This is a genomic window from Flavobacterium sp. XS2P24 (assembly GCF_030010285.1).
In the GTDB taxonomy this organism is placed as follows: domain Bacteria; phylum Bacteroidota; class Bacteroidia; order Flavobacteriales; family Flavobacteriaceae; genus Flavobacterium; species Flavobacterium algoritolerans.
Map to the genome: position 1 here is coordinate 1 of NZ_JASCRU010000005.1, position 12,603 is coordinate 12,603.

The following is a 12,603-nucleotide window of genomic DNA, read 5'->3' on the forward strand; positions in this document are numbered from 1 at the left end:
AAACCATTTATATAACTAACTAACTAACTATCTTCTGTCTATTCTGATGGCTACACTTCCTGATACTCTAGTATCCTCGATTTTGGCTTTTGTACCATTTGTTCTGTAATAGTAGTAATCATCATCATTCGAGTTTTGGCTGTTGCCATAAGCGTTGCTTCCGTTGTTGTTTTGGCTATATTCATAACCTCTACCACCTTTTACGGCTCCAACAATATCAACAATTTGACCACGACGGTTGTAGATAATTTCTAAACCACCCACTCGTTCCAAAGCATAACGGTTGTATGTCATGTAAACTGAACCCACTCGTTTAACTCTGTCATTTGAGTCATAGTTGATCATCACGTTTCCAATACGTCTTACTCTGCCCATGTTGTCGTGTTCTACTTTTACACCATAATTTCCGTTGCGAACATTTGCTGGTGCACCATACGTTTTATTCATGCCACCTTTTTTGCTTGCTTTATAATACATGCCGCCAGTTGAACCGGTCGAAGGGCGTGTATTAAAATCAAATTGTCCGTCAGCGAATATGAAGAACTCAATTCCTCTTTCTGTGAACACAATTGGGTCGGCATCTCTAAAATCTACAATAGATCTTCTTTCTACAGAGAAATCGATTTTCTCTGCTGCGTTTGCTACACTACCTCCAAATACGAAGATACTAGCTACTAAAAGGGTAATTTTTTTCATGATAATTATATTTTTGAATTTTGCCTACTCTTGAGCTTTTCGGCTTTCGCTTTTTTTACTTATTTGATTAGGTATATCCAAGTAGCGTGCCAAAGATTTGAATCGTGGTTTTGTGTTTTTAGATTAAGAATTGATTTTTTGTTTTTAAAATGCTCAAAATCAGAACGTTGTTGTTTTTGAAAAAAAATAAAATAATTTTATTCAGAAGCGAATATTAAGATTTTTTTAATACAATTCTTGTTGGACCCGATATGTTTTCTTGTGCTTTTGACGAAGAAATAATCCTAAGAAAAGAGAAATCACCTCATTTTTAAAAATATTTTTATATAAAACTACTTATCAACATTACTTAAAATTAACTTTTGTTACGAACTCGCATCAATGGATATTGAGTAATTTTGTAACATGTATGCTTTAGTCGATTGTAATAATTTTTATGCTTCCTGCGAACGTGTTTTTCAACCGGAATTCGTTGGTAAACCGGTTGCAATATTGTCAAATAACGACGGCTGTGTGATTTCCAGAAGCAATGAAGCAAAGGATGTTGGAGTTCCTATGGGTGCGCCAATATTCAAGATTAGGGAATTGGTAAAAGAGAAAAATGTAAAAGTGTTTTCTTCGAATTATCCGCTGTATGGAGATTTGAGTAATCGGGTGATGGCAATTTTAGGTCAATTTACACCTAATTTAGAAATTTACAGCATCGACGAAGCCTTCCTGAATTTTGATGGTTTGACTATTTCCGATTATAAAGATTATGGAATCCAAATGAAAACCCGCGTGCAAAAATGGGTGGGAATTCCCGTTTGCATTGGTTTTGCACCCACAAAAGCATTGTCAAAAGTAGCCAATAAAATTGCCAAGAAATTCCAAGGCAGAACGCAAGGTGTTTATGTTATTGACACCGAAGAAAAGCGGATTAAAGCCTTGAAATGGACAAAGATTGAAGATGTTTGGGGCATTGGTTATCGGATGAATAAAAAGATGAAAGCCAAAAATATTGTGACTGCTTTAGATTTTATTGCACCACAACACGAAGCTTGGATCAGGAAAGAAATGGGCGTAACAGGACTGCGTTTAAAATTCGAACTCGAGGGTAAATCCGTTTTGGATTTAGAGCCCATTGTTGACCAAAAGAAAAGTATTGCAACCACCCGAAGTTTTCCAAAACAGATTGCTGATTTTGATTTGCTGCGCGAACGTGTTGCTACTTTTGCTGCGGTTTGTGCAGAGAAATTGCGAAAGCAAAACTCCTGCTGTCATACTATTATCGTAATGTTAGTTGTTGATAAACATACGGTGGAAACCTCGAAATATTATTTTAACATGGCGATTACGTTGCCTTATGCATCAAATTCTACACTGACGATTTCCAATGCAGCAATTGATATCTTGAAAAAACTGCACAAAGGAAATGAAACTATAAAATTCAAGAAAGCGGGCGTCATCGTTACCGAATTGATTGATCAGGACAAGAAACAGTTGCAGTTGTTTGACGAGGAAAACCCAAAACATTTGGTATTGATGAAAGTGATGGATGGACTCAATAACAAGATTGGAGATAAAAAAGTAAAGTTGGCTACGCAAAATTTAAGTTTGACCTGGAACATGAATCAGAATCATTTGTCACCCAGATACACCACTAATTTTAAAGATATTCTCGAAATAAAATGTCAATAAACAAAGAGCAAAAATTGAATTTTTTTCTGCCTGATTTCGAAAGTGAATTGCGAATTCCTTTCATAAACGAAGGTGTTTCGGCTGGATTTCCATCGCCGGCGGCTGATTTTATGGAAACGAATATTGATTTGAACAAGGAATTGAGTGAAAATCCGTTGGCGACTTTTTACATCAAAGTCAAAGGAAATTCCATGATTGATGCCGGAATCAATGACAAGGATGTTCTTGTTGTGGATAGAAGTTTAGAACCGCAGAACAATAAAATTGCGATTTGTTTTATCGATGGAGAGTTTACTGTAAAACGCATGCAACTCGAGAAAGACTGTTTGTATCTGATGCCAGAAAATCCAAGTTATTCTCCGATAAAAGTCACGGAAGAAAACCAATTAATCATTTGGGGAATTGTGACCTATGTGATTAAAAAGGTATAAAAAGCCAGTAGTTACCATTATTAAAATGGAATTCTTATTGGAATTTTTAACCATAAAAAAACCTGTTCAAATAAATGAACAGGTTTTATGTTTTAAAACAATTACGTTTTATACGGTATGTTTTGGATTAAATCCATCCTCGCTTAATTCGGTGTGTACGTAATCAGCAACCATTTCAGCTTCATAATCAACTTTTTCTCCTTTAGAAAGTTTATTGATGGCTTTTTCCATGATTTGGTAAATTACCGGAACTACTACTAAGGTTAAGAATAATGAGGAAATTAATCCCCCAATAATTACCCAAGCCAAACCGTTTTTCCATTCAGCTCCAGCTCCAGAAGCTAATGCAATTGGGAACATACCAAACACCATCGCGATAGTTGTCATCAAAATTGGACGAAGACGCGCATGATTCGCCTGGATTAATGCTGTTCTAACCGTTTCGCCAGCTTTACGCCTTTGGTTGGTATAATCTACAAGCATAATCGCGTTTTTACAAACTAGACCAATAAGCATAATGATACCTAAAATAGTAAAGATATTCAGTGTATTATTGGTTAAAGCCAAAGCCAACATTGCTCCAATAAAGGAAAGCGGAATCGCAAACAATACTACAAATGGATGTGCAAAACTATCGTATAACGAAACCATTACCAGGTAAACTAAGATAATCGCAGCTAATAATGCAATTCCTAATGTACCAAAACCTTCACTTTGGTTTTCCTGATCACCACCCCAAATGTAATTTACACCTGTTGGTTTTTTCAATTTTTCAATTTTTTCTTGCCATTGTGATACAATTGTTCCTGAAGCTACACCCACATTCTGACCTTTTACAGTTACCGATGCCGATTTGTCTCTTCGTTCTAATTCACTTGGTCCAGAACCTTCGGTTACGGTTGCAAATTGATTCAGTTTTATTTGCTGCCCCATATCATTAATGAAGATTAAGTTACTTACATCGGCGATACTTTTTCTGTCGAATGCATTGTATTTAATATTGATGTCGTATTCGTATTCACCAGCTCTAAATCTACCATCAGTATTTCCGCTAAAAGCAGTTTGCATGGTAATACCTACTGTTTGCAAACTCAATCCCAAAGCAGCCATTTTATCTCTATCCACTTTTACGTTCACTTCCGGATTTCCATCTTCTACTGATAATTCGATTTCTGTTGCTCCTGGAATGGTACGTAATTCTTTTTCTGCTGCTTTTGCAAATTGCATGGCGCTTTCTACATTTGGACCAGTTACAATTAATCCTAAAGTGGCATCTTCTGCAGTTCCTAAAATACCAACTGGAACCGTTTTAACTTTTGCTCCAACTAATATTTTTTCTAATTTACGTTTTGTTTTTGCAGCATACACATTTGCAGGTTCATCACGTTTATCTAATCCAACCATTTTAACGTTTATCTCAGACTTGTAAGCAGTTGCTTGCGAAGCACCAAGACCTTCACTGGTTTGCCCAATCGTTGTAATTTGACTAAAAACATACGCTTCGTTCTTCAAAAATGCTTCTGCTTTTTGCGTCATGAAATTGGTTTGCTCTAATGAAGCATCTTTTGGCATTTCTATTTGAACTAAAAACTCACCACTATCAGACGCTGCAAAGAATTCTCCACCAATAAATCCACCACCAAATAAACTAATCATAGAACCAAAAAAGATTACTAAAACGATAGCCAATGTTTTAAAATAATGATCCAAACACCATTCTAATAATCCTGAAACCCAATTTGTAAAACGTGTTAAATAGCTTTCAAATCCAAGGATAATTTTTCCAAAAAGATTTTTGCCTTCAATGTGTTCTAATTTTCCATATCGTGAAGACAACCACGGAATGATTGTAAATGAAGCTACTAAAGACAACAATGTTGAAATAATTACCGTTACACAGAATTGTGTAATAATATTAGAAACCAATCCGGTACTCATTGCAATTGGTAAAAATACCACCACAATTACTAAAGTAATCGATACAACGGTTCCACCAATTTCCGCAGTTCCATCATAGGCTGCACGAACCTTGTTTTTACCCATTTCCATGTGCCTGTAAATATTCTCCAGAACCACAATGGCATCATCCACAAGAATACCTACAACAAGAGAAAGACCTAATAAACTCATTAAGTTTAAGGTATAACCCATCAAATAAATTCCGATGAAAGTAGCAATTAAAGAAGCAGGAATAGAAACCATTACAATCAACGAGTTTCTAATACTGTGCAAGAAAAACAACATTACAAGTGCAACTAAAAGTACTGCAATAAGTAAATCATGTACAACAGCATCAGCAGCTTCAAGCGTAAAAATAGTACTGTCTTTTGCAATTTCTAATTTTAAACCATTCGCTTTATAATCGGTTTCCAGTTTAGCAATTGTTTTAACTAATTCTTCACTTACCGCAACCGCATTAGCATCCGATTGTTTAATAATTTGTAAAATAATAGCGCTTTTTTGATTGACACGTGCTACTTTTTCAGTGATTTTTTGAGTATCCTGAACATCAGCAATATCACTTAAACGTACTTGAATTCCGTTTTTAGAGGATACAACCAAGTTTCTTAATTCATCAACATTTTTATATTTTCCGGCCAAACGAATTAATATTTTCTGCTCACGAGTTTGAATGTTTCCTGTTGGAAAATCCAAATTAGAAGATAAAATATTTTGTTGTACTTGCGGAACAGAAAGTCCGTAGCCTTGCATTTTTACTGCATCAAGATTGACTTGAATTTCTCTTTCTTGACCACCAATAATATTTACTTGTGCCACACCTTCTACTCGAGAAATAACGGGTGCTAATTTTTTATCAATTAAGTCGTAAAAAGCAACTTCATCCATTTTTCCGTTGGCACCAATAGTCATAATTGGTAAATCGCTTAAGGAAAATTTACTCAACGAAGGCGTTTCAACATCATCCGGTAAATCACTAAGAATAGCGTTTATTTTACGTTGCGCATCGTTCATAGAGATATTAACATCAGCCGAAGAGGTCAATGTAATAGACACGGTAGACAAGCTTTCGTAGGACTTCGAGTCTATTTTTTTAATATTTTCTAAGGATGCAATCGCATCTTCAATTTTTTTAGTCACCGTATTTTCTACCTCACTTGGAGACGCTCCAGGATAAATAGTAGCAACAGTAATTACATTGGTTTCGAATTTTGGAATCAATTCGTAGCCCAATTGGCTGTAACTGAACAGTCCTCCTAATGTTAGAATCGTAAATAATACGATAACTAATGAGGGACGTTTTATGGATATTTCTGCTAATTTCATTTTTTTCTTTGCTTTAGGCTTTAAGCTTTAGGCTTTAAGCGGTTTCTTTATGACTTTAAGACTTATTTTATAACGTCCACTTTAGATCCGTCTTGAAGATTGATTTGACCTGTAACAATTACAGTTTCACCATCAGAAAGTCCGTTTAAAATTTCTACTTTATCACCAAGGATTCTTCCTGCTGTAACCGTTTTCAGTTTAGCAGTTCCATTTTCGATTACAAAGATTTCGTTGCTGCTCACACTTCCTACAAAAGCATTTCTAGGAACAATCATCAACGATTGTTTTTGTTGGTTTGAAGCAAATTCAGCAGTTCCGTACATTCCGGCTTTCAAATCATTTGAAGCGTTATTAGCAATTTCTATTTCTACTGGAAAGTTCAAACTTGCATCTGCTTTTGGTGCGATGAAGGTAATTTTTCCAGAGAATGTAGCGTCAGGATACACACTTGCTTTTACGGTAATTGTATTGCCTACTTTTAAACCTGCAACTTGATTTTCATTAACATTTACTTTCAATTTCAATTTTGAAACATTTACAATGTCAAACATTTGCGTTGCAGCGCCAAGAACTGATCCTGGTTCAATGTATTTTTTGTTTACGATTCCGTTAATTGTCGCTTTGATATTGGTATCGCCAATATTAACTTTTGCTTGTTGTAATCTTGATTTTGAAGTTACCAAATTCAATTTGGCCTGATCCAATTGTTGTTTCGTCACACCACCAGTTTTAAAAGCATTTTCAAAACGGCTGTAATCCGTCAATGCATTTTGATACGAAGCTTCTGCAGTTTGTAAGTCAGCCGAAATTTGTTCGCTTCTTACAACTGCTAAAGTTTGACCTATTCTTACTCTGTCTCCTTCCTCAACTAAAACACGAACTACTCTTCCTGGTTTCTCAGCAGAAAAACTCAATTCTTGTAGTGGCGCAAAATTTCCATTGGCAGAAAAATCAAGAGAAACTTCTTCAATTTTTACGGTTGCAACTTTTACAGAAACACTGGCATTTTTCTCTGCTACAATAGCAGTTTTTGCTTCATTTTCTTCTTTGTTTTTCGTTAAAGTATATGCGATAACACCTAAAGCTGCTAAAATTGCTACTATGATTATTATATTTTTTTTCATTTTTGTTAGTTATTTATAAGTGTTTTTAATTCGCCTTTTGATTTGATTAATTGTATTTCTGCCAGTTTGTAGTCTAATATTGCAGATGTATAGTTGTTTTGTGCTTCAGTCAATGAGTTTTCAGCATCCAGTAAATCAGTTAAAGAGGCTAATCCTTGTACATAATTGTTTCTGGTGTTGTCTAAAACTTCTTTAGCTAATTGCGCATTTTCTCTTTGATTGTTGATAGTGGTTAAGCTATTGTCAATTTGAGTTTTGGCATTGGCAAAAGCCAAATCAAGAGATAATTTTGTATCGTTGATGTCTTCTTTTATGGTTCTCAAATCAATATCGGCTTGTCTTACTTTGGAACGAGTACTAAATCCAGTAAAAATAGGCACCTTTAAATTCAATCCAATTGAAGAGAAATCAGACCAATACACGCCATCAGATGGTTTTCCTCCAATAGGCATTTTTGGACCCTGACCAATATAATTGTAACCTGCGTTCAATGATAATGTTGGGTAATATCCTGCTTCAACAGCCTTTTTTTGATAAAATAAAAGTTGTTCTTGTTTTTTCAAAAGCAAATATTCTGTTCTGTTTGCCGTATTTGGAACTTCTGACAATGATTGTGGGCTCACTTCAAATGCTGTTTGTGGAATCTCGATTTGAGTTTCTATTGGCATTCCCATGTAAAATTTCAATGCATTTTCTTGAATTTGAACTGCATTCAAAACTTGTTGGCGTTGCGTATTGATGTTTGAAATCCTTACTAAAGTTCGATCTAAATCAATTTTTTTGGCTAGACCATTATCATACTGACCTTTAATGATGTCTTTTACTTTTGTGGTGTTTTTATACATACTGTCAATAACAGTCAGTTTTTGTCTTTGAACATAAACCTGATAATAATTATTGGCCACACGCTCAATTACTTGCTCTTCGGTTAATTGTTCGTTGATTTGGTAAAACTCTCTAGTGGATTTTGCCGCTTTCAAACCTGTAAAAACCGTTTGGTCGAATATAGCTTGTGTCAAAGAAACACCGGCTGTTGAAACCCATTTTTGACCAAAAGCAGCCTGAATGGTTGTTCCCGGTGCGCCAAATCCTGCACCATCAATAACGGTTGTTTGTATTATAGGATTGTAAGTCAAATTACCGTTAGCAGAAATTTGTGGTAACGCTTGTGAACGCACTTCCTGAATTTGGTACTCACTATTTTCTACTTGTAGTTTTGCTTTTTTGGCTTCCGCTTTATTTTCTAAAGCGTAGTTAATCGCTTCTTTTAGCGTAAGTGATTTGACTTCTTGTGCATTGGCACCAAGTGCAAATGTTAGGGTTAATAGTATGATTATTTTTTTCATTGTTTATGTAATTGGATTAAGTAAGTTTTTTTCTAATTCGGCAATTCCTTTTTCTGTAGCCATTGCTCTGGTGTGGTATTGTAAAGCTTCCATTTCTAATGAGAACACTTCTCTTTCAGATCTTATGTTTTCATTAATGGTAAAAATTAATGAGTAATAAAAATTAACATAAACTTCGATATTTATGTCATTTCGATATAAACCTTGTGCAATTCCTTTTTCAATATTTTCTCGAAAACAAGTTTGGCACATTTCCACTTGGTAGGTTAACACTTTTTCATGGATTTCAGGATAATGCTTTTTTAATTGATAAAGAGGGGAAGTGTCAGTGGCTTTAAACATCTCTGCAAACATGCGTCTTATTTCAAAGTTTTCTTCGATTGCATTAAAGTCTTTAGAAGTAATTTCGGCAATTATTCCATTAACTTCTGTATGAATAACTTGAACACTTTCCTCTATCAATAATTCTTTATTGGCAAAATATTTATAAATCGTTTTCTTGGAAATGCACATTTCACCGGCAATATCATCCATAGTAATACTTTTGAAACCAAGTTTCAAAAACATTTCTTTTGCTTTGGATATAATTTTCTCTTTCATTTTCTTTATTCTTAATCAGTTGTGATTTATTTAAACTGTTAAATTTGGTGCAAATGTAATTTGGAAACTTTGAAAACCAAAATAGTTTCCTTAAATTTTATGTTTATTTAACATTTGCTTTCTTATTAAGCGGTTAATTCTAAGTTTGCCATGAACTTAATGTCTTGTCCTAAAGCTAAACCGCCAGTTTGATTAAACGAAGTAAAGTTCAAACCAAAGTCTTTGCGATTAATATGACCAGTTATTTCAAAAGCAGCTTTTTGATCGCCATCATACGTATTGAATCCAATGAATTCAGCATCAAGCTCCACTACTTTTGTGATGTTTTTTTATGGTAAGATTTCCTTTCAAAAAATTGATGTTTTTATTGACTTTTTCGAATGAGGTCGACTTGAAACTAATAATTGGAAACTCCTTAATGTCAAATAAGTCATTCAACCCCAGATGAGTATCTATTTGTTCTAGTTTTGCATCTTTATTATTTACATCCAAAGAGAATTCAATCGAAGCATCTTCTATTTGATTATCCTCAATATCAATATGTCCGTTGAATTTATTTATGGAACCTGCCAGATAAGCAATTATTGAGTGCCTCATTTTTATCAGAACATCTGATTGATTCGAGTCAACTGTCCATTTTGTTTTCATAATTCGTTGCGTTGTATTTGGAATTTATTTTAAAACCGCTAAAGATTTCAAAACGTTAAATTTTCGTTGGCAAATGTAAGAAGGAAACTTTGAATACTAAAATAGTTTCCAATGTATTTTGATTTATTTAACATTTGATGACAAAAGGAAGTTTGTAATGCAAATTGAATACTGTAAATTAGCCAAAAAATTATTTTATGCATTCTATTTACCAGTATCAAGAGTTTCTTTCGGATTATTTGAAATCACAATATGAAACCAAAGAACCGAGAAATCTATACGAACCCATACATTATATATTAGATCTTGGAGGGAAAAGAATGCGTCCGGTGCTTACATTAATGAGTGCAGAGGTTTTTGATGCAGATTATAAAAAAGCGTTACCGGCGGCTTTGGCTGTTGAAGTTTTTCATAATTTCTCATTGGTTCATGATGATATTATGGATGATGCGCCATTGCGAAGAGGACAGGAAACGGTACACGAGAAATGGAATTTAAACACCGGAATCTTATCTGGTGATGCCATGCTGATTTTAGCGTACCAATATTTCGAACAATATGAACCTATTATTTTTCGAGATTTAGCGAAGTTATTTAGCAAAACCGCTCTTGAAGTTTGTGAAGGGCAACAGTGGGACGTTGATTTTGAAGAAAGAAATGACGTTACCATTCCTGAGTACCTGAAAATGATTCAATATAAAACGGCCGTATTGGTTGCTGCCGCCATGAAAATGGGAGCGATTATTGCAGAAACTTCAGAAGAAAACGCAAATTTGATTTATGATTTTGGACTGAATTTAGGTTTGGCTTTTCAATTACAAGATGATTTTCTAGACGCTTTTGGTGATCCTGAAACCTTTGGAAAACAAGTAGGTGGAGACATTATAGAAAATAAAAAAACGTATTTGTATCTTAAAGCGGTTGCTTTTTCAAATGAAGTAGAAGCAGAAGAATTAAGACGACTGTTCTCTATTCAGCCAGAAGGCAATACGGAGAAAATCAAAACGGTAAAAGAACTTTTTAACAGCTCAGGTGCTTCAAAAGCAACTCAAGATGCGATTCAGGATTTTACGTTTAAGGCTTTTCAAACGTTGGATAAAATGAATATCAGCGTAGATAAAAAAGAAATGTTGAAGGCTTTTGGTGAAAACTTAATGGGAAGAAAAGTTTAGATTTTTGATCGCAGAAGTTTTACTTCGGATAAATAATGGTTTATTTCAAAAATCAGTATAATTCAAAAAAATCAAACATTTTGAGCAGTTTCTTAAAATCAAAAATCTAAATTCGTTAATCAACAATCTGAAATCAAATGTTTATAGTTCCAAAAAATACCGATTTACTACTTACTGAAGCAGAAGGCGAAAACTTATATTTGAAATTAATCGAACAAATGAATAAGGATTTTAATTTGGCTAATGAAGCAATTGATTTTCCTTTGAGTATTTCTCCGAATGAATTGAAGTTGCAATTGCATGAGAAAATCTATCGACTCATTCAATACAAGTTTGCTGAATACCTCAATTTACTTTACATAATTGATGTTTCTGAGGAAGAAATAAAAAAACTAGACGGTTCTGATTTAGTAGTTCTTGCAGAACAAGTCGCTTTTTTAATTTTAAAAAGAGAATGGCAAAAAGTCTGGTTCAGGAATAAATATTCAAATTAAAAAGAAATATTTACAAAAGGAATCACTGGGCTAGTATAAACGCTTTTTCCTTCTTTATACAGGAAATTATATTTAGCTCCAAAGGAGATTTTACTTGTAACGTTGTATCCAGCGCCGACAAAAAGTGCTGAATCCCAATAACTATTGGTGCTTTTCTCTGTTGGAGAATCTTTTTTAGTGGAAACCCTTAATTCAGAAAATTCTAATAGAGTCGTTATTTTTTTTACTGGATTGTACCGCCCTAATACGTTTGCTCCAAAAGTAGTTGTGTTTTGTAAATTTTTTATTGCTGCGTAACTTCCTTGTAATCCTCCTCCCACTGCTATTTTATCGCTAATAGTGTATGTTAAATTAGGAGAAACACTAATATTTGTACCCCCAACAAAGTTCAGCCCGAATCCACAACCGAATTTTAATTTTTCTGGTTTTTTAACAACAGTGGTATCAGCTACTTTTTGAGTCATACTATCTTTTGAAGTTTGCGAAAATATTTTTGGACAGCCAATATATAGGCATAAGTAAATCATAATCTTGCAAATGGTTTGTTGTTTTTTCATAATTATTTTAGTTTTTCTTTAAAAATAAACTCTGATAAATGGCATAATGGCACTGCCGTAAATATTGTTTTTGTCAGTCAAAACATTGTAACGAGCGCCAATTGTTGCATTTCCGGATCGGTAACCTGCACCAATAAACAATCCCGTATTCCAGTAATCTTGTGAATTGCTATTGGATCCCTCTAGATTTACATTAACCCTTAATTGTTCCAGTTCAGCCGAAAGTTGGATTTCTTGTATTGGATTAAAAAGACCTATAACACTGCCGCCATACAAATGGGAAGCGTAATAATCTCTTTGTTTTAAATATTTATATTGTAGGCCAACACCCAAAGCCACATAATCATTGAAATTGTAAATGGCACTTGGCGCCAATGAAATGTCCGTATAGCCAGAACCAAAGCCTAAACCTATTCCGCCTCCAAATTGTACGTTCCTCCAAAACTCATTTTGGGTTTTAGTAGAGGATGTGTTTTGTTGTGCAAACAGGCAACTTGAAAAAAATAGGATAATAATCACCATTAATGATTTGGAATCGTCTAAAAAGCTATTCTTTGTCATAAGTTTTCA

At 34.2% G+C, this 12,603-nt stretch carries 13 protein-coding genes; 4 read left to right on the forward strand and 9 right to left on the reverse strand.

Annotated features, from left to right (window positions below):
• Positions 1–27: 27 nt before the first annotated feature.
• On the reverse strand, positions 28–696 hold the full coding sequence (locus QLS31_RS05660; protein WP_282743056.1) for a hypothetical protein: 669 nt from the start codon (positions 694–696) through the stop codon (positions 28–30).
• A gap of 405 nt (positions 697–1,101) precedes the next feature.
• On the opposite strand from QLS31_RS05660, the gene QLS31_RS05665 reads away from it, so the two are divergent.
• Together QLS31_RS05665 and umuD are read left to right on the forward strand one after the other, a co-directional pair.
• Positions 1,102–2,376 carry a Y-family DNA polymerase gene (locus QLS31_RS05665; protein ID WP_282743057.1) on the forward strand — a complete coding sequence of 425 codons (1,275 nt, stop codon included), beginning with the start codon at positions 1,102–1,104 and terminating at the stop codon, positions 2,374–2,376.
• Positions 2,367–2,807, forward strand: coding sequence for a translesion error-prone DNA polymerase V autoproteolytic subunit (umuD, locus tag QLS31_RS05670; protein WP_099713767.1), 441 nt, complete (start codon positions 2,367–2,369; stop codon positions 2,805–2,807). Before QLS31_RS05665 ends, umuD begins: the two co-directional genes overlap by 10 nt.
• Before the next feature lie 108 nt (positions 2,808–2,915).
• Here the strand turns inward: umuD and QLS31_RS05675 are convergent, their stop codons facing one another.
• The 6 genes from QLS31_RS05675 to QLS31_RS05700 form a co-directional block, all read right to left on the reverse strand.
• Complete coding sequence (locus QLS31_RS05675; protein WP_282743058.1) at positions 2,916–6,092, reverse strand: efflux RND transporter permease subunit; 3,177 nt, start codon at positions 6,090–6,092, stop codon at positions 2,916–2,918.
• Positions 6,093–6,154: 62 nt separating this feature from the next.
• The gene (locus tag QLS31_RS05680; protein WP_099713765.1) at positions 6,155–7,216 is read right to left on the reverse strand and encodes an efflux RND transporter periplasmic adaptor subunit; all 1,062 of its coding nucleotides are present in this window, start codon (positions 7,214–7,216) and stop codon (positions 6,155–6,157) included.
• A 5-nt stretch (positions 7,217–7,221) separates the two neighbouring features.
• Positions 7,222–8,562, reverse strand: a complete 1,341-nt coding sequence (locus QLS31_RS05685; RefSeq protein WP_282743059.1) for a TolC family protein — start codon at positions 8,560–8,562, stop codon at positions 7,222–7,224.
• Positions 8,563–8,565: 3 nt separating this feature from the next.
• Positions 8,566–9,162, reverse strand: a complete 597-nt coding sequence (locus QLS31_RS05690; protein WP_282713536.1) for a TetR/AcrR family transcriptional regulator — start codon at positions 9,160–9,162, stop codon at positions 8,566–8,568.
• A 125-nt stretch (positions 9,163–9,287) separates the two neighbouring features.
• The gene (locus tag QLS31_RS05695) at positions 9,288–9,473 is read right to left on the reverse strand and encodes a hypothetical protein (RefSeq protein WP_282743060.1); all 186 of its coding nucleotides are present in this window, start codon (positions 9,471–9,473) and stop codon (positions 9,288–9,290) included.
• Complete coding sequence (locus QLS31_RS05700; RefSeq protein ID WP_282743061.1) at positions 9,463–9,810, reverse strand: YceI family protein; 348 nt, start codon at positions 9,808–9,810, stop codon at positions 9,463–9,465. Before QLS31_RS05700 ends, QLS31_RS05695 begins: the two co-directional genes overlap by 11 nt.
• A 197-nt stretch (positions 9,811–10,007) precedes the next feature.
• Here QLS31_RS05700 and QLS31_RS05705 point away from each other — a divergent pair, with 197 nt between their 5' ends.
• Complete coding sequence (locus QLS31_RS05705; protein ID WP_282743062.1) at positions 10,008–10,982, forward strand: polyprenyl synthetase family protein; 975 nt, start codon at positions 10,008–10,010, stop codon at positions 10,980–10,982.
• A 137-nt stretch (positions 10,983–11,119) separates the two neighbouring features.
• A complete protein-coding gene (locus tag QLS31_RS05710; protein ID WP_282743063.1) occupies positions 11,120–11,476 on the forward strand; it encodes a hypothetical protein in 357 nt (118 codons plus the stop codon).
• Here QLS31_RS05710 and QLS31_RS05715 read toward each other — a convergent pair.
• Both QLS31_RS05715 and QLS31_RS05720 read right to left on the reverse strand, forming a co-directional pair.
• A complete protein-coding gene (locus tag QLS31_RS05715; RefSeq protein ID WP_282743064.1) occupies positions 11,473–12,033 on the reverse strand; it encodes a hypothetical protein in 561 nt (186 codons plus the stop codon). The genes QLS31_RS05710 and QLS31_RS05715 overlap by 4 nt on opposite strands.
• An 18-nt stretch (positions 12,034–12,051) precedes the next feature.
• Positions 12,052–12,594 (reverse strand): hypothetical protein, encoded by a 543-nt coding sequence (locus QLS31_RS05720; protein ID WP_282743065.1) that lies wholly within the window; start codon positions 12,592–12,594, stop codon positions 12,052–12,054.
• Between the last annotated feature and the right edge of the window lie 9 nt (positions 12,595–12,603).